Genomic DNA, 22,902 nt, shown 5'->3' with positions numbered 1-22,902 from the left:
AAACTATTGACGCGCCCGGCCCGGCTGTGTGAACCTGCGGCGGAGGCTGTCAGGAGCCTCGTCGTCACCATGCACGCTGGAGGTCGACGGTCAGGGTCCCGCCTGATCGTGCATGGCGGTTGTCCGCTGCCTGGAGCACGCCGGGAGGCGTCTTGGGCGGCACTTCGAAGGGAACCGTTCATGCGCAGGAAGCTCCTCAGCATGCTCGCGATCGCGCTCGCCGCGTGCTTCGTCGCGAGTGTGAAGGCGCCGCCGGTCACCGCGGCCGCCTCCGATCCGTACACCTACAGGAACGTCCAGATCGCCGGCGGCGGGTTCGTACCGGGGATCATCTTCAACCAGACCCAGAAGGACCTGATCTACGCGCGCACCGACATCGGCGGCGCCTACCGCTGGAACCAGGCCACCCAGACCTGGACGCCGCTGCTCGACTGGGTGGGCTGGGACGACTGGGGCTACAACGGCGTGGCCAGCCTCGCCAGCGACCCGGTGGACCCGAACAAGGTCTACGTCGCGGCCGGCATGTACACCAACTCCTGGGACCCCAACAACGGCGCGATCCTGCGGTCAAGCGACAAGGGCGCGACCTGGAGCCGTACCGTGCTGCCGTTCAAGCTGGGCGGCAACATGCCCGGACGCGGCATGGGCGAGCGGCTCGCCGTCGACCCCAACAAGAACAGCGTCCTGTACTTCGGCGCCCCCAGCGGGAACGGCCTGTGGCGCAGCACCGACTCCGGCGTCACCTGGTCGAAGGTCGCCAACTTCCCCAACGCCGGCACCTACGTCCAGAGCCCCGGCGACGCCTACCTCGGCGACAACCAGGGCGTGGTCTGGGTGACGTTCGACAAGCGCACCGGCAGTTCGGGCAACGCCACCCAGACGATCTACGTGGGCGTGGCGGACAAGGCCAACACGGTCTACCGCACCACCAACGGCGGGACCACCTGGGAGCGGATCGCCGGCCAGCCGACCGGGTACATCGCGCACAAGGGCGTCCTGGACACCGCCAACGGCTACCTCTACATCGCCACCAGCGACACCGGCGGCCCGTACGACGGGGCCAAGGGCGACGTGTGGCGCTACACCACCGCGACCGGCGCCTGGACGCAGATCAGCCCCATCCCCTCCAGCAGCAGTGACGACTACTTCGGCTACAGCGGCCTGACGGTCGACCGCCGGCATCCGGGCACGGTCATGGTGGCGACGCAGGTCTCCTGGTGGCCGGACGCCATCTTCTTCCGCAGCACCGACTCCGGCGCCACCTGGACGCGGGTCTGGGACTGGACGAGCTACCCCAACCGCTCCTTCCGCTACAAGATGGACATCTCGGCCGCGCCGTGGCTGACGTTCGGCGCCAACCCCTCGCCGCCGGAGGTCACGCCGAAGCTCGGCTGGATGAACGAGTCGCTGGAGATCGACCCGTTCGACTCCGACCGCATGATGTACGGCACCGGCGCCACGATCTACGGCACCACCGACCTCACCAAATGGGACTCCGGCGGGCAGTTCACGATCAAGCCGATGGTGGGCGGCCTGGAGGAGACCGCCGTACTGGACCTGATCAGCCCGCCGTCCGGCCCGCCGCTGGTGAGCGCGCTCGGCGACATCGGCGGCTTCCGGCACGACGACCTCACCAAGGTGCCGTCGAAGATGTTCACCCAGCCGGTCTTCACCAGCACCACCAGCCTCGACTACGCCGAGACCAACCCGGGCGTCATGGTCAGGGCCGGCGACTTCACCGACTCCGACCGCCCGAACGACAGCCACGTGGCCTTCTCCACCGACGGCGGCGCCAACTGGTTCCAAGGCGGCGAGCCGAGCGGCGTCAACAAGGGCGGCACCGTCGCGGCGAGCGCCGACGGCGGCCGGTTCGTGTGGGCCCCCGGTGACTCCGGCCTCCCCGTGGTCTACTCCGTCGGGTACGGCAACAGCTGGAGCCAGTCGTCCGGCGTCCCGGCGAACGCGATCGTCGAGTCCGACCGGCTCAACAAGAACAAGTTCTACGCCTTCTCCAACGGCGGCTTCTACGTCAGCACCGACGGCGGCGCCACGTTCGCCAAGACGGCGGCCTCCGGGCTCCCCGCGTCCGGCGTGCACTTCAAGGCGCTGCCCGGCATCGAGGGCGACATCTGGCTGGCGGGCGGCACCGGTGGCCTGTGGCACTCCACCAACTCCGGCGCCTCCTTCACCAAGGTGTCCGGCGTGACCGAGGCGGACAACATCGGCTTCGGCAAGGCCGCGCCCGGCAGGACCTACCAGGCGCTCTACCTGGTCGGCACGGTGGACGGCGTGCACGGCGTGTATCGATCGGACGACGCCGCCGGCGCCTGGGTGCGGATCAACGACGACCAGCACCAGTACGGCAACCTGGGCGAGGCGCTGACCGGGGACCCGCGCGTCTACGGCCGCGTCTACATCGGCACCAACGGCCGGGGCATCATCTACGGCGACCGTACCGGCGGCGGCAACGGCACGCCCGACACCACCGCGCCGACCAAGCCCGGCACCCCCACCGCCTCGTCGGTCGGCGCCACGGGCGCCACCCTGTCGTGGACGGCCTCCACCGACGACGTCGGCGTCACCGGGTACGACGTCTACCGCGAGGCCGGCGCCACCGACGTCAAGGTCGGCACGGCGACGTCCACGTCGTACGTCCTGACGGGGCTCACCGCGAGCACCTCCTACACCTTCTACGTGGTGGCGCGCGACGCGGCCGGCAACACCTCCGCGGCGTCCGGCCCAGTCACGTTCACCACCACCTCAGGTGGCGGGACCGGGAACGGCTGCACGGCGACCTACAAGGTCACCAACTCCTGGCAGGGCGGGTTCCAGGGCGACGTCACCGTGAAGAACACCGGGAGCGCCCCGATCAGCGGCTGGACGGTGAAGTGGAGCTTCGCGAACGGCCAGACGGTCACCCAGCTCTGGAACGGCGCCCTGACCCAGTCCGGAGCCGACGTCACCGTCAAGAACGTGAGCTACAACGGCAACCTCGCCGCGGGCGGCTCCACGTCGTTCGGCTTCAGCGGCACCTGGACGACCACCAACACCGACCCGGCGAACGTCACCTGCACGGCGAGCTGAGGCTCCCGGGCCGCGGGCCCGGCGCCTTCCCGGCGCCGGGCCCGCTTCGCGCTCAGAGCGCGGAGGTGTAGCTGATCATCGAGGCGTTGTTCGCCCGTGTCGTGGCGTTGTAGCAGGCGACGTCCCGCACCAGCACCTCCATGCCGGAGGTCGCCCAGGTCGTCAGCAGGTTGCAGAACTGCGGGCCCGGACCGAACGCGGTGACCTGGACGTGGTCGGGAAGGACGCCGACCTTGTGGAAGGTCACCAGCCGCAGCCCGGGACCGGCGGACTGGATCTCGTTGAAGGAGCCCACCGAGTTGAAGGTCACCCCGGCCGGCACCGGCGTGTACGGCCCGAGCGCGGCCGGCATGTTGTCGTAGGTGTAGGCGAAGTACTTCGGCGGGATCGCCGCCCCCGTGATGGCCCGCTGGCGCTGGTAGGTCAGGGTCCAGCCGGTGTTCAGCGGCACGTTCGTCGCGTCGAAGCAGCGCACCTGCACCTTCTGGGCGCTCGCCGTCCACGACCAGGCGCTCAGCTTGCACCGGGCCGGCACGCCGGAGTCGACCGCCGTCACCTGGAAGCCGCCCTCCTGGACGGTGGATCCCACGCCGTTCAGCGTGACCGTCCACACGCCGGTCACCGTCGGGACCACGGTGTTCGGCGCGCCGGCCGAGTTGAACGATGCGGCGGTGGCCCCGCCGTTCCAGTACACGTACCCGAGGGCCTGGGGCGCCGGAAGCCCGCCCGAGCTGTCCTCGATGACGATGCTGAACCGCGAGAACTGCGGCGTGCCGCCGTACAGGTAGCACCGCACCGCCACGATCTCGTCGGTGCCGGCCGTCCACCACTTCTCGGCCTGGCACCACTGGGCGAGCTCCGAGATCGCGGTGACGTGCACGACGCTGTTGTCGACGCCGGCCGCGCCGATCATCGGGAACTTCACGAACACCTCACCGGTGCCGCCGGGGCTGACCGTGACGTTGAACCCACCCGGCCAGCTGCCGGCCTGGTGGCTCGGCGAGGGAATCCCGGAGGTGACGTCGACCAGGGCGAACCCCCACCGGTCAGGCACGGCGGCCGCGGCACCGGTCGCCACCGCGGCGATTCCGGTCGCGAGCATGGTGGTGATCAGGAGCAGCCGTAAGACCACTCTTCGTAACTGGCGCATGTCGTCCTCCGTCGACGGTCGGATGGGCTTGCGCCGGAGACGCGGGGGCCGGTGATCCAAAGGCGGCCCGGAGGGTTCACAACCGCGTCCGGCGCCTTTTGATAACCCGCGCCCCGGCCTTTGAGAAGGCCCAACCGTGCCGCCTCCGCCTTGAGTCGTACGGCGCGTTCTACTCGCGGAGGAGACCAGACGCGGACGACCGCCCATATTCTGGGGGAGCGGTATCCGGGCGGACAGGGAGGGACATGGCGCTGACCGGCGACAGGAGCGGCGACGCCAAGGAAGGCACCCGCCGAGACGGCCTCAAGGGATGGCTGGACGACATCCGGTCCACCCGCACCGGGCGGCTGACCCTGAAGATCGTCATCGGGGTGTGCGGGGCCACGCTGGTCGTCACCGGCCTGCTGCTCGTCCCGCTGCCGGGCCCCGGCTGGCTCATCGTCTTCGCCGGCCTCGCCCTGCTGGCCACCGAGTTCGTCTGGGCCCACCGCCTGCTGGAGTTCGGCAAGAAGACCCTCGCGGCCTGGACCGACTGGCTCAAGCGCCAGGGCTGGCCGGTCCGCATCCTCGTCGGCACCCTGACCCTGGTCCTGGCGGCGGTCATCGTCGTACTGACCCTGAAGTACACCGTCGGCCTCGACCTGGTGGCGCAGGCGCGGCGGCTCCTGGGGTGACGGCCGCCGCTCACCAGAGCCGGTGACCTCTACCGGTCGTCCGTCGCGAGAAGAGAAGACAGCACGCTCGCCAGATCCCATATCTCCCGTTCCTTGGCGATCGACAGAGCACGATAGACGAGATCGGGATCAGTGCTCGCCGCGAGCGCCAGCGAAGCCCTGGCAGGGCGGAAACGGCGGTCGGAGACGGGGAGGACGCTACGCTCGGCCAGCGCGAGCCACACCCGCAGGTCGCCCCGGCAGCCGTTTCTGAGGATCGAGGAACGCCGGAACCAGAAGCGGGCAAGATTCTCATCCTCGGCCGCGCCACGCCCCAGTGCGGCGATCAGACATGTCGCCAGGTCGTCCACGAGTTCCGGAATATCATCGAGCAACTGCTGCTTCCACAGCATGGACAGGATCCCCGTCAACCGCTCCACCGGGATACGAGGCGCGTCCGCGGTCAGCATGGCGAGATACGTCGGCAAGAGGCGCGAAGTATGTATCAACTGAGGGCTGAAGGTGCGCAAATACTGCTCGTACGCCCTCACCAGATGCTCATCCGGCCGCGACACCATCAAGGTGAGCAGGCCCTGGGTGACCGTCTGGATCCCGACTTCTTGCGGGGCAAGGGCTATCAGGTCCTGCCCGATGCGTGATCGCATGATCGGTTCGGAGAGATGCGCCAGCAGATCGGTCTCGGGCGAACAGATGAACTGCGCGTGACCGATGATCGTCAGCGGGTCCTTGGGGAGGAGCCAGGAGTCCCGGCGCTCGTCACCTGGTGGGACGTCATAGGTCCAGTACAGGTCTTGGCTGTGGAACGGGGTGATGTAGTGGTTACCGGCCGACAGCTTCAAATCGCGCGTCCGGCCTCGCCAGACCCTTTGGACATCGACGGCTTGGACCAGGCTCTCCCACTCCTCCGGCGAGCACTGTGATTGCCACAGCAGGGCCAGTCGGCGCCATGAGGCGACGGCAGCGTCGTCCTCCCCGCCGAAGAGATCGCCGGCGTGCAGTCCGCCAGGGCTCACCCGTACGGCCATCAGCAGGAGGTTGGCACTGTAGGTGGCGTAGAGAGCCACCATGGTGGTGGAGGCCGGTCGATATTGGGGATATCCGGGTGCGGTCCGGGCGTCCACACCGCGCAGCAGGTCGATCAGTAGCCCGGTCAACCGGCCCCTCTCGCTCTCACGCACCAGTTCGGACAGGAAGTCGAGGATCGGGCCGCGCGTGGCGAGCACGGCGAACGACAGCAGCGCGTGGAGCAGGTCGTCGTCGGTGCCGGTCCGGCCGAGCGAAGCGCGTCTCGCCGACGACCGGCGGGCCAGGAGCTCGTCCAGCTCGACCGCGATCAGCCGTGCGATCAGGTACTCGCCGAAGGTGGCGTGCAGGAACTCGAAGGTGCGCAGGACGCCCGCGTCCCGGGTGGCCTCGGCGCGGTGGACGAAGAAGAAGCGGCCGATGACGACTTCGGCGTCGGTCAGCGGCGCCCGCATGCCGACCGGCTCGGCCCTGTCGGCCGGGCACAGGACGGCGAGGTCGGCGTTCAGCTCTTCGGCCGTCACCCACTGGCGGCCACGGTTGAACATCGCGAACGCCACCACCGACAGGCGCAGCAGCTCTCGCTCGACCAGTTCGTCCAGTTCTGCGCCGGGATGATGCTTGGCGACCTCTCTGCGCGCGAAGCGGTCCAGCAGGCGCTCGTACAGCTCGGCCCGGCTCAGCCCTTCCGAGGCCTTGCGCAGCGCGTTGCCGTCGGCGTCGTACAGGGCCAGCATCAGCAGCAGGAGCGGCTGCTCGGCGAGCTGCGGCTGGGCGAGGACGTCGTCGAGCTCCAGAGGTTCGAGGGAACGAGCGGCGAAGAAGCCGGCGTTGGCCGCGTTCCACACCGCCAGCCACTGCCGGACCTGCTCCGGGGCGAAGGGTTCGAGCCGTACGGCCATGGTCCCCGCCGGGAAGGCGCAGCGGTCGGCGACGGCCGTCCGCGAAGTCACCACGACGGCCACCGGACGGCCCAGTTCGGCCTCGCGCCGCTGGAAGTCGGCGATCGCGGTCAGGTAGTCCGACCGGCGCACCCCGGTGGCCTGGAGCAGCTCGTCGAAGCCGTCCAGCAGGACGAGGGGCAGCGCGCCGCCCGCCGACCGGACGAGGTCCGGCCAGTCGACGCGCTCGCCGGTGGTCGCCCGTATCCCGTGTTCGATCTGGTCCTGCACGCTCCCGTCGGCGGGGACGTCGCGCAGCGGCACCCGGATCGGCAGGAAGTCGGACGCCGGGAGCCGCGCGGCCAGCGCCCGGGTGAGCACGGACTTCCCCGATCCCGGCTGCCCGAGGACGACCAGGGGCGCGCGCAGCGCGGCCGAGCTGGTCAGATGTCCGAAGAGGAACTCCTGCACCTCGTCGCGCACCGCCACACCGGACCACCACTGCTCCGAGCTCGGGTCCCCGGCCGTACCGACCTCGGCGACCCGGAAGCGCGGGTGGATGTAGGCCTCGGCCAGGGACGGCATGACCATGCCCTCCGGCACGTCGCCGCTCTGGGCCACCGGGCGGTCGAGCAGCGCCCGGTTGGCACCGGCGATGCTCCGCATCCGATCCTCGGGCACCCGGCCGCTGGAGACTTCGGTGAGCAGCTCCTCCAGGCGGGACATGCCCACCGACAGCTCCGCACGCGTCGCCTGGTGGTCCACCATCTCCGACCAGAAGGCGAACTCCGGGACGTCACCGGCCAGCCGCCGGTAACCGTCCTCGTAGGCCTTCAGCGCCTCGGCCGGCAGCATCCGGGCGGCGGCTCGGAGCTGATCGCGGTCGCTCTCCGGCATCCTCGCCACGACGGCCAGCCCGGACACGAACGCCTCCAGTTCGTTGGTGAAGCGCGTGTAGTACGCCAACAGCTCGGCACGCGCCCGCTCGTACGGCAGGCCCGGCCGGGGACAGCCGGGTATCCCCTTCCAGGGAAAGGCGTCCCACGGCCCGGACGCGGCCCGCGCGCCCAGGGTGGTCTGCTCCTCGCGGGTCAGCTCCAGCTTCCGGTGGTCGAACGGCAGGTCGAGCCCGGCGAAGGCCTCGAAGAACGCGGTGACGACGACGATCGTGTGCGCGGCCTCCAGCAACTCGGTGCGGCTGCGCCGGTCCTTGCCCTTGACCAGCCCGCGGGCCCGTCCGACCAGCTCCCGGCCGACGCCCACGAAGTCGGCCTTGGGGTCGAAGAGGGCGAGCAACGCCGGGTTGAACACCGAGCCGACGAGAAGGCCGCCGCCCAGCACGGTGTCCAGGGCTTTCGCGGCACCGCTCTCGCCACCGAGCAGGCGGACGGCATCGGCATAACGGACTTCTCTGCTCACCGACGGGTTCCTCCGGAAGAGGGTGGAATTTCCATCATCTTGCCGGAAGGACACTGCCGGCGTGGATCAGTCGAAGGGACCGGCGGCATATCCGTCACGGAGCGTGCCTATATCAGATTGTCACCTGGGTGCGTACCGGATACCCGAGAAATGTGGGTGAAACCATAGGAACATTGTCATATCGGAGTAACGTCCGGATTCACGGATCCTCACCGGACAAGAGGTGCACCAGGTGAGCGCTGCCCAGGGACACGAGTGAGCGGCGTCGCGGCCCCGGCCACGTCCCGCCTGCCCAAGGAGTTCGCCGACGTCATCCGTGCCCATCTGGCCGATCTGACCGAGGAGATGATCGGCGAGATCCAGGCCAGCGTGCCGGAGTACTCCCGGCCCGGCGACGAGAAGTACGTCAGGGCCGTCCGCCGTGCCGTCGAGGAGGCGCTCAAGCAGTTCCTCGACCGGGTGTCGGCGAGCGGATCGAGCAAGGGCAGGCTGCTGGAGGTCTACCGCGCGATCGGCAAGGGCGAGGCCAACGAGGGACGTCCTCTCGACTCGCTGCAGGCGGCCCTGAGGATCTGCGCCAGGGTGGCATGGCGCCGGCTCGCGATGGAGTCGGAGCGGCTGAACCTCTCCCGCCGGCGGATGTGCGAAGTCGGTGAGGCCATCCTCGTCTACCTCGACGAGATCGCCGCGGCCGCCGCCGAGGGGTACGCCGAGGCGCAGATCAAGGTCGCCGGGGAGCTCGAGCTGCGCCGCCGGCGGCTGCTCGACCTGCTCGTGTCCGACCCGCCCGCCGACCTGCGCGCCGTGGAGGACCTGGCCCGCGCCGTGCGGTGGACGGTGCCGAAGACCGTCGCCGGCGTGGCGCTCGCCGCCCGCTCGCCGGGCGTCGCCGCCCGGCCCGCGCTGCCGCCCGACGTGCTGTCCGACCTCGACCGGTCGGATCCCTGCATGGTCGTCCCCGACCCGGACGGCCCCGGGAGGTCCGGCCTGCTGGACGCGGTGCCGCGGGACTGGGTCGTCGCCCTCGGCCCCGCCGTGCCCCTGCAGGAGGCCGGGCAGTCACTGCGGCTGGCGCGCGAGGCGCTCGCCCTGGCCCGCCGCGGGGTGCTGCCGGGGGAGCGGGTGATCCGCTGCGCCGACCACCTGTCGACGCTCATCATCTTCAAGGACGAGGCGTTGATCAGGGTGATGCGCAAGGCGCGGCTCGCGCCGCTGCGCGCCCTGCGTCCCGCGCAGCGCGACCGCATCGCCGAGACGCTGCTCGCCTGGCTGCAGTGCGGCTACAACGCCAACGAGGTGGCGGCCCGGCTGCACGTCCATCCGCAGACCGTGCGGTACCGGCTCCGCCAGGCGACGGAGCTCTTCAGCGACCAGTTGAAGGCGCCGAACGACCGGTTCGAGCTGGAAATAGCACTCCGTGCCCGGGCTCTGGCGGCCCGGGCCGCACAGCGCTGAAAAGCGCCGCTCCGCGCTTTCGTAAAGCGTGAAATGTGGGGGTAGTGAGTTCTCTTCGACCTGTCTGACGTGCGGTTTTGTCATTCGCGTGACAGTTGGGTGGGGTGGTTTGTCGGCCGGGGACAAGTTATTCGACCGGCGCTGCCTTAACTTTTCTGCCATTCAGCCGAAACGGGCTGTTAATGGCTGGAAGGCGGAAAAGTCATGCGTTTTCGGGTCGTCGTCTCGGCGTTGCTCGGGGCGGTACTCCTCTCCTCGGCCCTCACCGGCACCGCGCACGCCGCCACCTCTCCCCAGGGGGCGAACGACTGGGGGTGCAAGCCCTCGGCCGCCCACCCGCGTCCCGTGGTGCTCGTGCACGGCACCATCGAGAACATGGCGATCAACTGGGTGAAGATCTCGCCGGTGCTGAAGAACAACGGCTACTGCGTCTTCGCGCTCAACTACGGAGGCGCCGACGAGGACGCGTTCATCCAGGCCACCGGCGACATCGCCGCGTCGGCCCGGCAGCTGTCGGCGTTCGTCGACCGCGTGCTCGCCGCCACCGGCTCCTCCAAGGTGGACCTCGTCGGGCACTCGCAGGGCGGCATGATGCCGCGGTACTACCTGAAGTTCCTCGGCGGGGGAGCCAAGGTGAACAAGCTGGTCGCCCTCGTGCCCTCCAACCACGGCACCACGCTCGGCGGCCTGGTGGCCCTCGGCGACCTGCTCGGCGTCACCGGGATCGTCACCGACGCCTGCCAGGCGTGCGGGCAGCAGATCGCCGGGTCCGACTTCCTGAAGAACCTCAACGCGGGCGGTGAGACGGTCGCGGGCGTGAAGTACACGGTGATCACCACCCGGTACGACGAGGTCGTCACGCCCTACACCTCGGCGTACCTCGCCGGCTCGGGGGTGAGGAACATCCTCCTCCAGGACGCCTGCCCTCTGGACTTCAGCGCCCACATCGGCGTGATCCTCGACCCCGTCGTCCAGCGGATGGTGCTAAACGAGCTCGACGGGGCGGCCTCCCACCGCTCGATCAACTGCCTCGACCCGCTGGGCTGACCCTCGGCCAGATGCCCCGGGCGGGCGCGCCGCCCGGGGCACGCGTACGGCCTCGCCCACGTCCCGGGACGCCGGGGGAGCGGCGAAGGGTCAGAGGTAGAGGCCGGTGCCCTGCTCGGACTGCTGCGTGGCGACCGCGTGCAGGTCGCGTTCGCGCATCACGAGGTAGACCTGCCCGTGGACCTCGACCTCGTACTGGTCCTCGGGGTTGAACAGCACCTTGTCGCCGGCCTTCACCAGGCGCACGCTCGCCCCGACGCCGCACACCTCCCCCCAGACGAGGCGGTTGGCCATGGAGACGGTCGCGGGAATGACGATGCCCGCGGAGCTGCGGCGCTCCTCACGGTCCGGCTCGACCTTGACCATGACGCGATCATGGAGCATCTGGATCTCGAACTTCGGGTCACCCACGTTGGAAGCTTATTCCGAGCTCAGGTCAAGGGGGACCGGGTGTCCGGCCGTCGGATGGTGGGAGCGTTCCCATTGGGGTGATCGATAGGGTGGTGGCGGGAGGCGTGATGAACGAGGACTTCAGCGGCTGGCAGTGGATCAACGAGCCGGCGAAATGGTCGGCGGGCGACGACCTGCGGATGACCGCGGGGCCGCGCACAGACCTGTGGCGGGTGACCCACTACGGGTTCACGCGCGACGACGCCCACATGTTCGGCAAGGTCGTCCCCGGCGACGTCAAGGTCACCGCGACGTTCGAGGCGGCCTACGCCGAGCAGTACGACCAGGCGGGCGCCGTGCTGCGGGCCGACGAGACCACCTGGATCAAGGCGGGCGTGGAGTACGTCGACGGGCGGATCAACCTCAGCGCCGTCGTGACCCGTGACTTCTCGGACTGGTCGGTCGTCCCGCTCGCCGGTCCGGTCGAGGCCGTGACCCTGGAGCTCGCGCGCGAGGGCGACACCGTGACCGTGCGGTACGGCCTCGACGGCGCCGAGCCGCTCACCATGCTCCGCCTGGCTTACTTCCCTCCCGGCGCCCCGGCTCTGGCGGGCGTCATGTGCGCGGCGCCGCAAGGGGACGGATTCGAGGTCCGCTTCACTTCGGTGACCCTTGTGTGACGCATTTGTCGGTAAATGCCCCATTTATCAGGGTGAACGGCAGGTTTCACGGCAAAGCCCCAAGTGTCGGAGACCGTAATATGGATATGTTGGATGCCCAATGGGCGTGGATGGCTCACGGCGGCCGCCGTGCCGTCCGGTGCCTCCGGTCTCGTCCACGACGGGGAGTGAAGCGTGACCGATGAGACCTCCTGGCCCGCCGGCCTGGACACCAGCACGCCGAACCATGCCCGCATCGCCAATTACTTCCTCGGCGGGAAGGACAATTTCGCCGCCGACCGGAAGGCGGCCGAGGAGCTCCTGGCCATCGCCCCGGAGATCCGGGACATGGCCCGCGAGGGGCAGGCCTTCCACACGCGGGTGATCCGCTACCTGGTCGAGCAGGGGATCACCCAGTTCCTCAACGTGGGCGCGGGGATGCCGAGCGGGAACAACACCCACCAGGTGGCCCAGGGGCTCACGCCCGACGCCCGCGTGGTGTACGCCTCGCGCGACCCCGTCGTGCTGTCGCACTCCCGCGCGTTGCTCGCTACCGACGAGCGCACGGGCGTCGTCGAGGGCGACATCCTCCATCCCGCCGAGCTGCTCGCCGCCCACGGCCTCCGCCGGGTGCTCGACCTGTCGCGCCCGGTGGCCGTCATCGTGATGAGCGCGCTGCAGTTCGTCCCCGACGAGGACGGGCCGTTCAAGCGGGTCGCCGAGCTGCGCGACCTGCTGCCGGACGGCAGCCACCTGATGGTGATCCACGCGGTCTTCGACTCCCGGCCCGAGGCGGCCAAGCCGATCGTCGAGGTCTACAAGCGGGTCCTGAAGCGCAACGAGGACGCCTCGCGCACCCGCGAGCAGGTGCTCGGCTTCTTCGACGGGTTCGAGCTGGTCGATCCGGGCCTGGTCTACGTGCGCCAGTGGCGGCCCGAGAACCCGCTGAACGTCCACCGTCCCGAGAAGGACTGGCTGGTCGGCGGCGTGGGCCGCAAGATCTCCCCCTGATACCGCGGCCGCCTCGCGCCGCCCGGCGTCCTCACGCCCCGGCGTGGACGCCCGTCTCGACGGGGAGGCCCGAGAGCCGCCGAGCGCGTCGACGACGGTGACGGCCCCCGTGTCGATGGCGGCCCGCAGCTCGTCGCGGCTGATGAGCGCGGTCATGACTGGACCCTCCGAATGAACTGGACTACAGTCCGGTTGTGTGAACGATGAGGAAGTCAGCGGACCGCAGTCCGGTTCGTCGAGCGAGCTTCTGAGCCTGCTCGGCGGCGAGCCTCCGCGTGAACGTGCCGACGCCGCCCGCAACCGGGAGAAGGTGCTCGCCGCCGCGGCGAAGCTCTTCCGCGAGAAAGGGGTCGCCGCCGTCTCCATGGACGCGATCGCCGCCGAGGCCGGAGTGGGCAAGGGCACCCTGTTCCGCAGGTTCGGCGACAAATCGGGCCTCGCCGTCGCGCTCCTGGACGAGCGGGAACGCGAGCTGCAGCGCGCCATCGTCTTCGGCCCGCCCCCGCTCGGCCCCGGGGCACCGCCCGGCGAGCGGATCCTGGCGTTCCTGGACGCCTACGCCCGCTACTTGTACGACCACCTCGATCTCGTGCGGGTGTCGGAGACCGCCGCGCCCGGAGCCCGCTACCGCATCGGCGCCTACCGGTTCTGGCACCGTCACCTCGCCATCCTCCTGACGCAGGCCTCCCCGGACCGCGACTCCGACTACCTGGCGCACGCCCTCCTCGCTCCGCTCGCGGCCGAGGTCGTGACCGCTCTGAGGGACGAGTACGACATCGACCGCACGATCGAGGGCCTGCGCGCCGTCGTGAACGCCGTGACCGGCCGGTAGCCCGCCCCCGGGCCGGGCCGGACTGTCGGAGGGCGGCACTAGGGTGGCCGAACAGCGACCTCCCGGTGACCGATCACGCTGTTGACGGTCCCCATACTGTGAGGCGCCGTCAGTCGAGAAAGGCCGCAGAACCGTGAGGATCGCCCCCTACGTTCGGCTTCCCCGCCCCCTCCGGTGGGTGGCGCGCGTCCTCACCGCCCTCGTCGTCCTGGCCATGGTCCTCGGCGGCGTCGCCGTCTGGGCGGTACGGCAGTCGTTCCCCCAGCTCGACGGCGAGGTCCGGCTGCCCGGCCTGCACGCGAAGGTGACCGTGCTGCGCGACCGGTACGGCATCCCGCAGATCTACGCCGACGACCCGGGCGACCTGTTCAAGGCACAGGGCTACGTCCACGCCCAGGACCGCTTCTGGGAGATGGACTTCCGCCGGAAGACCACGGCCGGGCGGCTTTCGGAGCTGTTCGGCCCCTCCACGCTCGCGGTCGACAAGGTCGTCCGCACGCTCGGCTGGCGCCGCGTCGCCGAGCGCGAGGTGGCCCTGCTCGACCCGCGCACCCGCCAGGCACTGGAGGACTACGCGGCCGGCGTCAACGCCTGGATGTCCGCGCACCAGGGCTTCGCCGACAGGAGCCTCGAATACGCGGTGCTCAAGCTGACCAACCGCGCCTACACCCCCGAGCCGTGGACCCCGGCCGACTCCCTGGCGTGGCTCAAGGCGATGGCCTGGGACCTCCGGTCCAACATGTCGAGCGAGCTCGAACGGGCCATCGACGCCGCCGTCCTGCCCGGTGACCGGGTACGGCAGCTCTTCCCGCCGTACCCGTACGACAGGCACCAGCCGATCGTCACCGCGGGCTCCGTCCACGACGGCACGTTCACCACCGGCACGGGCACGACGGCGCGGGCCTCCACCGAGGCGGGCACCCTGCGCAAGACCTCCGTGACCGGCGTCCCGGGCAAGGCGCCCGTGACCGGAGTCGCGGCCGGGATGGGCGCCGCGCCGGCGTCCACGGGCGTGTTGCGGGACGTGTCGCGGGCGCTCGGGGCCGTGCCGTCGCTGCTCGGCACGAGCGGGGCCGACCCCGCCGGCATCGGCTCCAACTCCTGGGTCGTCGGCGGCGCGCACACCGCGACCGGCAAGCCGCTGCTGGCCAACGACCCGCACCTCGGGCCGCGCATCCCCTCCATCTGGTACCAGGCCGGGCTGCACTGCCGCGTCAGGTCGGCGGCCTGTCCCTACGACGTCGTCGGCTACACCTTCTCGGGGCTGCCCGGCGTGGTGATCGGCCACAACGACCGCGTCGCCTGGGGGTTCACCAACCTCGGCCCCGACGTCACCGACCTCTACCTCGAACGCACCAAGGGCGACACCTACGAGTTCAAGGGCCAGTGGCTGCCCCTGGAGACCCGCACGGAGGAGATCAAGATCGCCGGGCGGCCGTCCCAGAAGCTCACCGTTCGATCCACCCGCCACGGGCCGATCGTCTCCGGCGTCCTCGGGGACGCGAACGACGCCATCCCGGGCTCCGCCGCGCACGCCGGGGAGACCCCCGGCGCGATGGCCTCACCGGGAACGGCGGGCAAGCCCGGCGGGTCGGAGCCGGCTGCGGCGGGCGCGTCGGCCGGGGGCCGGCAGGGGCTGGAGGTCGCGCTCCGCTGGACGGCCCTCGACCCGGGCCGCACGGCCGACGCGTTGCTCCTGCTCGACACCGCCTCCGACTTCCAGCAGTTCAGGAAGGCCGCCTCCTTCTTCGAGGCGCCCGCGCAGAACATGATCTACGCCGACGTCGACGGCAACATCGGCTACCAGGCGCCCGGACGCATCCCCCTCCGGCCGGCGAGTGCCGGCGCGGGGCGCGGTGATCGGACGTCGGACAAGAGCGCCGCCCCGCCGGCGCCCCAGGGCGGCGAGCGGAGCGAGACGGTGGAACCCGGTCAGTGGCCCTCGCGCGGCTGGACGGGCGACGAAGAGTGGACCGGTTTCATCCCCTTCGACGAGCTGCCGATGGCGTACAACCCGCCGGAGGGTTTCATCGCCACGGCGAACAACGCCGCGATCGGCCCGTCGTACAGCCGGTTCCTCACCTCCGACTGGTCCTACGGCTACCGCTCACAGCGCATCGTCGACCGGATCAAGCAGGCCATGGCCGGCGGGGAGATCACGGCCGGCACCATGCGCGACATCCAGATGGACTCCGTCAACGGCCTGGCGCCCGTCCTCGTGCCGTACCTGCTCCGAGCGCCCGGAGCCGCGCCCGAGGCCGGGGAACTGCTGAAGGGCTGGGACTTCACCCAGGGCCGCGACTCGGCGCCCGCCGCGTACTTCAACGCCGTCTGGCGTCACCTGCTCCAGCGGACCTTCGACGACGAACTGCCGGAGGGCGGCCGGGCGGGCGGCGGTGACCGCTGGTACGAGGTGGTGCGCCCGCTGCTCGACAAGCCCGGCGACCGCTGGTGGGACGACGTGCGCACCAAGGGCAAGATCGAGACGCGCGACGACATCCTGGCGGCGGCGACCGCCGACGCGTCCAAGGAGCTCCGCCAGAAACTGGGCGACTCCCCGCGCGACTGGCGCTGGGGCGACCTCCACACCCTGGAGCTCACCAACGAGACGTTCGGCACCTCCGGCATCGGCCCCATCGAGTGGCTGTTCAACCGGGGCCCGCTGCGGCTGGCCGGCGGCAAGGACGCCGTCGACGCCACCGGGTGGGACACGACCGAGGGGTACGAGGTCAACTGGGTGCCGTCGATGCGCATGATCGTCGACCTGGGCGACCTGGACCGCTCACGCTGGTCCAACCTGACCGGGGCGTCGGGCCACGCCTTCCATACCAACTACGCCGACCAGGCCCCCCTCTGGGCCGACGGCGCCACCACCCCCATGCGCCAAACAGAACCCGCGGTCCGCAAGGACACCGCCAACACCCTCACCCTGCTGCCCTGACCTGACTTCACCCGCTGTCGCGGTCTCGCTCGCCACCGGGGTCGGTGGGGTGGTGTGCGGCGAGTGGGTGGGACGGCGTGCGGCGGGGTCGGCGGGAGCGCCTGCCGTGATCTTGCAGGTGTTCTCAGGCCGTTCGCATGAGCTTGGGGGAGCGGACCCGCACCCGGGTTCGCTCGCAGTCGGCGCACTGCTGGGTGACGACGAGGCCGATCATCTCGATGGTGTACCAGTGGTGCCGGAGGTGGACGGCCTGGGCCAGTTCGGTGAGCCTTTCCTCCACAGCCGCCAGTCCCCACGACAGCAGCGATCCGCGGTGTCCTTTGAGGGTCTCCATCCGCTCCGCCTCCACCCTGGTGTCGAAAAAGGAAACGGCACGACCACTCCCGCCGCCTCTGTGCCCCCGGAAACCGTGGTCATGCCTGGAAAAGTCGGCCGGACACCCGAAATGCCCCCGTGACCTGGGCGAAGGTCACGGAAAATATGTACTTTTCGCTGGCTGTCGAGCCTTTCTGGGCTTCGTCGGCAAGAAGAGCCATCGACGGCACGAGTAGCGGCAGCGTGAGAGCTCCTGGACAGGGCGAGTCTTCATGCCGTCCCTCAACCGATGAACGCCCGCCCGTTCCACACGTCCCCGGCTCGTCACTGCCGCCCACCCAGGTTCCCCAGGCCAGGGCGGCCGAAGGCGGACCTCTTATAGCCGCGTCGGTGGAGAGTCAGCCGCTGGTCACCGAGGCGATCTCGGCCAGGGGGAACTCGAGGTAGTCGCCGGCTTCCTCGCACCAGGCGTCCAGGACGCCGCGGCGGAGTTCGCCGTGGCTGATGGTGGCGGTCAGGCCGTCGGACAGGGTGATGAGGGCGCGTACGCCGCGGTCGACCACGAAGCCGAGCAGGGACTGCTGTGCGGTGGGCAGCCGGGTCGCCAGGCGGCCGATGACCGCCCAGGTCTGGCCGGTGTGGCGTTCCTCGTCGCGGCCGCGCACCAGGCGACGGGCGTGCTCGCGCGGGTCGGGCGGCGGGTCGGTGATCAGCGGCTGCGGTTCCTCCAGTTCGGCCACCCGGCCGCCCGGAAGCAGGATCAACCGCCCGCCCTGCGGCTCCCGCTTCACCGCGATCTCCCCGGTGTCGTCCACCGGGACGGGGGCGTACCCGGCGTCGCGCAGGGCGGCCAGCGTACGCTCGGCCGGTGCGGTCCCGGCGAGTACGGTCGGGGCCAGCAGCCGCAGGCCGAGCCGGGCGAGGCGGCGATGCGCGGCGATCTCGGCGAGCAGCGCCGGGTCGGAGCCCTGGATGATGCAGCCCACCGTGGTGACGGTGACCTCGCCGTGCCGCCGCGCCACGTCCCTGACGAGGTAGGCCAGCGGCTGCGGGATGGCGCCCGCCGTGCCGAGCTCCTCCAGCAGCGCGTCGGCGGAGTACCCGGCGTCGAGGGCGCGCCGCACGCTCGCCGCGCTGAACCGCCACACCGACGCCGTCCCCTGCGACTCCCGGTCGGCGGCGCGGTCCAGCAGGCTCGCGAGCTCGGCGGCGGGCGGCCCGGTCACGACGGCCGTGAGGTCGGCCCCGAAGAGCGCCGTGCGCTGCGCGCTCGCCAGCGCGTGCACCGAGGCCTCGACCAGCCCGGGGTCGCGCTCGACCTGTGGCACGGTCTCGTCCTGCTCGTCGCCGGCGACGCCGGAGCCGAGGGCGGCGAGCGCGCGGCCGAGGTCGGTCAGGGTGCCGGACTCCACCAGTCCCAGCAGCCGCGCCTCGGTGAGGACGGCCGGGCAGCACTCGGCCAGCAGGTCGCCGTCGAGCAGCGGGGAGCGCCAGTGCACCGCCTGCACCAGCTCGGGCAGGCTCGCGAACGCGGTGCCTTCGGGCAGGGTGGCGAGCGTGGCGAGCACGGCCCACCGGATGCGGGCCACGGTCTCACCGGCGGGGTCGTCGCCGAGCACCGTGGGATACCTGCCTCCGCCGCGGCGCAGGGACGAACGTTCCATGCGCCACCAGGCCGACAGCAGCACGCGCAGCCGCGCCGGGGCGTCCTCCAGCCGCCAGGCGTCGAACCGCTTGGTCGGCACCAGGCCGCCGGCGGCCTCGTCGAGGGAGAGGAGCCGGGCGACGGCGCAGACCTCCAGCAGCAGCCGGGTCTCCTCCTCGGTGCAGCCGGTCTCCTTGACGACCCTGCGAACCTCGCGGACCCCGACGCCGCCGCCCTTCAGCAGGGGGAGCGGGGTCTTGTCGGTGTTCTCCAGCAGGGCGGTGGCCCGGTCGAGGGCGTGCGGCGCGGCCAGGCACATGGCATGGTCGACGGCCTCGCCGTCCGCCGGGACGGTGCCGAGGCTGGGCGGCTCGGGGGTGAACGGCGGGTGGTAGTCGGGCCCGCGCAGGGCCAGGGCCACCTCGCGGGGCATCTCGGCCATGTCCCACTGGGTGCGGTAGAGCAGTCCGCGGTCGGCGGCCCACTTCTCCGGCGTCCCGGGGGTGAGGAAGCGGTTGCCGTCCACGCCGCGCACCGGGCCGTCCCAGGCGAACTCGTCGAGCAGGCTGACCGTGCCGTCGGGCGCGTCCTGCAGCAGGGCCGAAAGCCGGTCGGGGTCGGCCAGTGCGGCGGTGAGGCGGGTGATGAGCTGGCGCCGCCCGCCCTGGGAGGCCAGGCCGAGGCCGCGGCCGATGCGGCGCAGGCCCTCGATGTTGAGGGTCCAGGAGTCGAGGTAGGAGGCGAGGGGGTCGCCGAGCCCGCATGGTGCCGTCCACCAGCGGGCGACGGCTCCGGCGAGGTGGAGGCGCCCGTCGCGTCCGGGCCAGACGAGGGCGTGGTCGTAGAGGCGTTCGAGCCAGGGGAGGACCTCGGCGGTGGTCACTCCGAGGAAGCGCGCCAGCTCGTCGGGGGTGGCGCGCTCACCGATCACCAGGCAGGCCTGGAGGATCTCCAGCGGGGGGAGGGGGAGCCCGCGCATGACCTCCATGACGGCGAAGTTGTCGCCCAGGCGCCGGGCCAGGGTGTCGAGGCGGCGTGGCCAGGGCGCCGCGATCGCGTCGGGGCGGCCCGCGAGGACGCGAGCGAGCCGATCTTCATCAAGGGTCGTCAGCCAGTCGAGCAGGTGATCATCCATCACAGCTCTCTCGAGGGTCTCGCGGGGGAGTCACCGTATGTCGGAAACCTGCGCCACGTCCGCTTGGACGGAGGCGGGGGAGGGTGTCAACAAGAAGCAACCGTAGTGCAGAGCCCCGGCTCGGCGGGATCGACGTAGCCGAATAGACCCTGAATCCATGAACCCCGAGATCAACATCTTCTCCGCGGATCGGTACGAGCAGGGCGTGCCCTGGGATCAGTACTCGTGGCTCCGGGAGCACTCGCCGGCACCCCGATCCGGGAGGGCCGGGCTTCTGGGCGATCAACCGCCACGAGGACGTGACTCACGTGTCACGTCACCCCGAACTGTTCTCCTCCCAGCTCAAGTCGTCGATGTTGTACGAGCGCACGGAGGAGGCTCTCGCCCGCGACCGGCTCATCATGCTCAACCAGGACCCGCCCCAGCACACCGCGACATCTCCATCGTCAACCGCGGGTTCACACCGCGGATGATCGGGAAGCCGGAGGACCACATCCGGGGTATCTGCGACGAGCTCATCGACCAGGTCAGTGGAGCACGGCCGACTTCGTCACCGAGATCGCCGCGCCCTTGCCGCTCTATGTGTGCGAACTGCTCGGCGTGCCCCCGGAGGACCGAGAGAAGATCTTCCACTGGTCGAACAGGCTCATCGGTTTCGACGACCCGGAGTTCTCCAGAGTGGACACGGCCGAGTTGTTCGGTTTGTTTGAGTATGGCATCCAACTCGGAAAAGCACGGCTGAATGAGCCACGCGACGACATCATCATCCGACTGGTGACCGGCGAGCAGGTTCTGCCGGACATGGAGCTCGGCATGTTCGTGGTGCCGCCGGCCGTCGCGGGCAACGAGACCACGCGCAACGCCGCCGGCGGCGGCACGCTCGCGTTCTTCGAGAACCGCGGCCAGTGGGAGCGGCGCGAGGCGGTCGACCGTCCGCTCAGCTCTTGAGGACGGCCCAGACGACCTTGCCGAAGGGGAGCAGCGGGTTCCAGCCCCATCGCAGGCTCATCGACTCCACGATGTGCAGGCCCATCCCGCCGGGCTCCAGCGGGGACGGATCGCGCATGACGGGCGCGGCGGAGCCGGGGTCGGCGAAGACGCAGGTCACCAGGGAGTCGCGGCGGATCATCGACATCCGGATCGGCTCGGCGGTGCCGCGCCGACGGTTCTGCGGGTCGAGCACCAGGCCGTGGCGCAGGGCGTTGGTCGCCAGCTCGGACACCACGAGCTCCATGTCCTCCACCAGGTCGGCCATGCGCCAGCCCATGAGGCTGCCCGCCGCGTAGCTGCGGGCGGAATGGACGGATTCGGCGCGGGGTGGGAGCACGAAGGTGGCACTCGACGTGCCGGCTCCAGGGGGCGTGAGATCGCGGGCGGGTAGGGGCCACCAGCCGACAGGAGGCCACCAATCGAAGGCCGACCACTGGTTTTGCCCACGTGTCAGGTCCGTGGAGTGCACGGGATCATGATGATGCAAACTCCTGTGCAGGTGCAAGAGCGAATGCACGTGCAGAAGGGTCGTGCAGGCGCTACGGTTAGCCCTGGGAGTGAACGAAGGGGGACCACACGCGCGATCTTTGACAGACTGTGATCCAGTCCACAACCGGAGGAAAGCACGTGTCCATCGATCCGCCTGGTTCCGGCTCAACGGTACGCCGCATCATGCTGGGCGCAAGCCTACGCAGGCTGCGTGAGGAGCGGGGGCTAACCCGTGAGGTCGCGGGTTTTCACATCCGCGCCTCCGAGTCGAAGATCAGCCGGATGGAGCTCGGGCGCGTGGGGTTCAAGACGCGTGACGTCGAGGATCTGCTCACGCTCTACGGCGTCGACGACGACGCCGATCGTCGTGCGCTGCTCGAGATGGTCCGCGAGGCGAACACTCCCGGATGGTGGCACAAGTACAGCGATCTCCTCCCCTCATGGTTCTCGACCTACGTCGGGCTCGAGGAGGCGGCCTCGGTCATCCGCACCTACGAAGTGCAGTTCGTGCCGGGTCTCCTCCAGACGGCGGCGTACGCCCGGACGGTGATCAGGCTCGGGCTTCCGGACGTCTCCGACGACGAGATCGAACGTCGTGTGCATCTGCGCATGCAACGGCAGGAGCGTCTCACCCGAAACGACGGACCGAAACTGTGGGCGGTCATCGACGAGGCCGCACTCCGGCGGCCGATCGGTGGCAAGGAGATCATGTATGAGCAGCTTCAGCATCTGATGGCGGTCGCGAGCCTGCCGGCCATCACGTTGCAGGTGATGCCGTTCCAGTTCGGCATGCATGCGGCCGAGGGTGGAGCGTTCACCATCCTGCGTTTTCCCGAGTCCGACCTGTCGGACGTGGTCTACGTCGAGCAGCTGTGGGGTGCCCTTTACTTGGACAAACGTGAGGATATCGACCCGTACCTCACCGCCATGGAACAGCTGTGCATCGAGAGCACAACCCCCGGGGGCACTGCCGAGATACTCGGCGACATACTCAGAGAGATCTAGATGAACCAGCCCTATAACGGAATGCCGGCGACGAGTCTGACCGGCGTCGCGTGGCGCAAGAGTGTTCACAGCAATTCGCAGGGCAACTGCGTCGAGCTTGCCAAACTCCCCGACGGGGGCGTCGCCGTCCGTAACTCCCGTTACCCGGACGGACCGGCCCTGATCTACACCCGTGACGAGATCCGCGCCCTGGTGCTCGGCGTCAAGGACGGCGAGTTCGACAATCTCGTCGCGTAACACCCTGTTCACATGCCGCGAGTCCGGTTAACCGGAGAGCGCTGATCGTGTAACCGGGGCCTGTCATCGATCCGGCACACTGGATTCGTCCACTTCCAGTGACATTCGTGGGGGACCGTGATGCTGGACCAGATGACTCTCTATCCCGTGGCGGACGACGTGCTTTTCGCGCCGGGGGGCCGCGTCGTGATCCGTACGTACGGAGTCGCGTCCGCGGCCTCCACTGAGGACGGCTCCCGCCCGGTCTCCTACCGCACCTGGGTCACCGGAGTCCGTGACCAGCCCAGGTACTGGCGCTGGGGTCACTTCGAGGACGCCCGCCGCGGCCACCGCCGCGTCCTCGAATGGCTGACCGGCCAGGGCCCGCAGCCCCAGCCCGTGGTGGGCGGCTGACGGAGACGCGGCCCACCCCGCCCTCCGCGCCCCGCCGCCCCTGGTTCGAGGGCGCTACGGCGGAGTACCCGGTTCCCGCGTCAAGGGCGGTCCCGGTGTGAGTGCCCCTTCTTGTCCGGGCCTCTCC

18 protein-coding genes are annotated in these 22,902 nt (G+C 70.2%); 12 read left to right on the top strand and 6 right to left on the bottom strand.

Annotated elements, in window-relative coordinates:
- Positions 1–180 precede the first annotated feature (180 nt).
- Positions 181–3,084, top strand: coding sequence for a cellulose binding domain-containing protein (locus KIK05_RS43075; protein ID WP_250564405.1), 2,904 nt, complete (start codon positions 181–183; stop codon positions 3,082–3,084).
- Between the two features lie 52 nt (positions 3,085–3,136).
- On the opposite strand, the gene KIK05_RS43070 is transcribed toward KIK05_RS43075, so the two are convergent.
- Positions 3,137–4,234 (bottom strand): hypothetical protein, encoded by a 1,098-nt coding sequence (locus tag KIK05_RS43070; RefSeq protein ID WP_214416693.1) that lies wholly within the window; start codon positions 4,232–4,234, stop codon positions 3,137–3,139.
- 245 nt (positions 4,235–4,479) lie between these two features.
- On the opposite strand from KIK05_RS43070, the gene KIK05_RS43065 reads away from it, so the two are divergent.
- On the top strand, positions 4,480–4,908 hold the full coding sequence (locus KIK05_RS43065; protein WP_214416692.1) for a TIGR02611 family protein: 429 nt from the start codon (positions 4,480–4,482) through the stop codon (positions 4,906–4,908).
- Between the two features lie 29 nt (positions 4,909–4,937).
- On the opposite strand, the gene KIK05_RS43060 is transcribed toward KIK05_RS43065, so the two are convergent.
- Positions 4,938–8,231 (bottom strand): NACHT domain-containing protein, encoded by a 3,294-nt coding sequence (locus tag KIK05_RS43060; protein WP_214416691.1) that lies wholly within the window; start codon positions 8,229–8,231, stop codon positions 4,938–4,940.
- Positions 8,232–8,486: 255 nt separating this feature from the next.
- Between KIK05_RS43060 and KIK05_RS43055 the strand changes: the two genes are divergently transcribed.
- Both KIK05_RS43055 and KIK05_RS43050 read left to right on the top strand, forming a co-directional pair.
- A complete protein-coding gene (locus tag KIK05_RS43055) occupies positions 8,487–9,686 on the top strand; it encodes a PucR family transcriptional regulator (protein WP_308250378.1) in 1,200 nt (399 codons plus the stop codon).
- Between the two features lie 204 nt (positions 9,687–9,890).
- Positions 9,891–10,733, top strand: coding sequence for an esterase/lipase family protein (locus KIK05_RS43050; protein ID WP_214416690.1), 843 nt, complete (start codon positions 9,891–9,893; stop codon positions 10,731–10,733).
- 90 nt (positions 10,734–10,823) lie between these two features.
- Here the strand turns inward: KIK05_RS43050 and KIK05_RS43045 are convergent, their stop codons facing one another.
- On the bottom strand, positions 10,824–11,144 hold the full coding sequence (locus tag KIK05_RS43045; RefSeq protein ID WP_214416689.1) for a GroES family chaperonin: 321 nt from the start codon (positions 11,142–11,144) through the stop codon (positions 10,824–10,826).
- Positions 11,145–11,251: 107 nt separating this feature from the next.
- Between KIK05_RS43045 and KIK05_RS43040 the strand changes: the two genes are divergently transcribed.
- The 4 genes from KIK05_RS43040 (at position 11,252) to KIK05_RS43025 (ending at position 16,566) form a co-directional block, all read left to right on the top strand.
- A complete protein-coding gene (locus KIK05_RS43040; RefSeq protein WP_214416688.1) occupies positions 11,252–11,803 on the top strand; it encodes a DUF1349 domain-containing protein in 552 nt (183 codons plus the stop codon).
- A 174-nt stretch (positions 11,804–11,977) separates the two neighbouring features.
- Complete coding sequence (locus KIK05_RS43035) at positions 11,978–12,793, top strand: SAM-dependent methyltransferase (protein ID WP_214416687.1); 816 nt, start codon at positions 11,978–11,980, stop codon at positions 12,791–12,793.
- Positions 12,794–12,989: 196 nt separating this feature from the next.
- Positions 12,990–13,625 carry a TetR/AcrR family transcriptional regulator gene (locus KIK05_RS43030; RefSeq protein WP_308250377.1) on the top strand — a complete coding sequence of 212 codons (636 nt, stop codon included), beginning with the start codon at positions 12,990–12,992 and terminating at the stop codon, positions 13,623–13,625.
- Positions 13,626–13,803: 178 nt separating this feature from the next.
- On the top strand, positions 13,804–16,566 hold the full coding sequence (locus KIK05_RS43025; protein WP_372455663.1) for a penicillin acylase family protein: 2,763 nt from the start codon (positions 13,804–13,806) through the stop codon (positions 16,564–16,566).
- A gap of 124 nt (positions 16,567–16,690) precedes the next feature.
- On the opposite strand, the gene KIK05_RS43020 is transcribed toward KIK05_RS43025, so the two are convergent.
- Positions 16,691–16,900 carry a hypothetical protein gene (locus tag KIK05_RS43020; RefSeq protein WP_214416686.1) on the bottom strand — a complete coding sequence of 70 codons (210 nt, stop codon included), beginning with the start codon at positions 16,898–16,900 and terminating at the stop codon, positions 16,691–16,693.
- A gap of 379 nt (positions 16,901–17,279) precedes the next feature.
- The gene (locus tag KIK05_RS43015) at positions 17,280–19,661 is read right to left on the bottom strand and encodes a helicase-associated domain-containing protein (protein ID WP_214416685.1); all 2,382 of its coding nucleotides are present in this window, start codon (positions 19,659–19,661) and stop codon (positions 17,280–17,282) included.
- Between the two features lie 570 nt (positions 19,662–20,231).
- Between KIK05_RS43015 and KIK05_RS43010 the strand changes: the two genes are divergently transcribed.
- A complete protein-coding gene (locus KIK05_RS43010; RefSeq protein ID WP_214416684.1) occupies positions 20,232–20,609 on the top strand; it encodes a cytochrome P450 family protein in 378 nt (125 codons plus the stop codon).
- On the opposite strand, the gene KIK05_RS48560 is transcribed toward KIK05_RS43010, so the two are convergent.
- The gene (locus tag KIK05_RS48560; RefSeq protein WP_308250376.1) at positions 20,599–20,988 is read right to left on the bottom strand and encodes an ATP-binding protein; all 390 of its coding nucleotides are present in this window, start codon (positions 20,986–20,988) and stop codon (positions 20,599–20,601) included. The genes KIK05_RS43010 and KIK05_RS48560 overlap by 11 nt on opposite strands.
- 290 nt (positions 20,989–21,278) lie before the next feature.
- Between KIK05_RS48560 and KIK05_RS43000 the strand changes: the two genes are divergently transcribed.
- From KIK05_RS43000 to KIK05_RS42990, 3 genes are all read left to right on the top strand, one after another.
- The gene (locus KIK05_RS43000; protein ID WP_504740210.1) at positions 21,279–22,145 is read left to right on the top strand and encodes a Sco1979 family transcriptional regulator; all 867 of its coding nucleotides are present in this window, start codon (positions 21,279–21,281) and stop codon (positions 22,143–22,145) included.
- Positions 22,146–22,382 (top strand): DUF397 domain-containing protein, encoded by a 237-nt coding sequence (locus KIK05_RS42995; RefSeq protein WP_184613824.1) that lies wholly within the window; start codon positions 22,146–22,148, stop codon positions 22,380–22,382.
- 132 nt (positions 22,383–22,514) lie between these two features.
- Positions 22,515–22,775 carry a hypothetical protein gene (locus KIK05_RS42990; protein WP_250564404.1) on the top strand — a complete coding sequence of 87 codons (261 nt, stop codon included), beginning with the start codon at positions 22,515–22,517 and terminating at the stop codon, positions 22,773–22,775.
- The last annotated feature ends 127 nt before the right edge of the window (positions 22,776–22,902 follow it).

It is taken from the genome of Sphaerisporangium fuscum (genome assembly GCF_018531465.1).
Taxonomy (GTDB): Bacteria; Actinomycetota; Actinomycetes; order Streptosporangiales; family Streptosporangiaceae; genus Sphaerisporangium; species Sphaerisporangium fuscum.
This window is presented reverse-complemented; position numbering and strand designations above follow the sequence as displayed.

Excerpts from the sequence above, each read along its gene's own strand:
- KIK05_RS42990 (WP_250564404.1), top strand. The coding sequence starts at position 22,515 with ATGACTCTCTATCCCGTGGCGGACGACGTGCTTTTCGCGCCGGGGGGC.
- KIK05_RS43075 (WP_250564405.1), top strand. The coding sequence starts at position 181 with ATGCGCAGGAAGCTCCTCAGCATGCTCGCGATCGCGCTCGCCGCGTGC.
- KIK05_RS43015 (WP_214416685.1), bottom strand. The coding sequence starts at position 19,661 with ATGGATGATCACCTGCTCGACTGGCTGACGACCCTTGATGAAGATCGG.
- KIK05_RS43040 (WP_214416688.1), top strand. The coding sequence starts at position 11,252 with ATGAACGAGGACTTCAGCGGCTGGCAGTGGATCAACGAGCCGGCGAAA.
- KIK05_RS43070 (WP_214416693.1), bottom strand. The coding sequence starts at position 4,234 with ATGCGCCAGTTACGAAGAGTGGTCTTACGGCTGCTCCTGATCACCACC.
- KIK05_RS43065 (WP_214416692.1), top strand. The coding sequence starts at position 4,480 with ATGGCGCTGACCGGCGACAGGAGCGGCGACGCCAAGGAAGGCACCCGC.
- KIK05_RS43050 (WP_214416690.1), top strand. The coding sequence starts at position 9,891 with ATGCGTTTTCGGGTCGTCGTCTCGGCGTTGCTCGGGGCGGTACTCCTC.
- KIK05_RS42995 (WP_184613824.1), top strand. The coding sequence starts at position 22,146 with ATGAACCAGCCCTATAACGGAATGCCGGCGACGAGTCTGACCGGCGTC.
- KIK05_RS43020 (WP_214416686.1), bottom strand. The coding sequence starts at position 16,900 with ATGGAGACCCTCAAAGGACACCGCGGATCGCTGCTGTCGTGGGGACTG.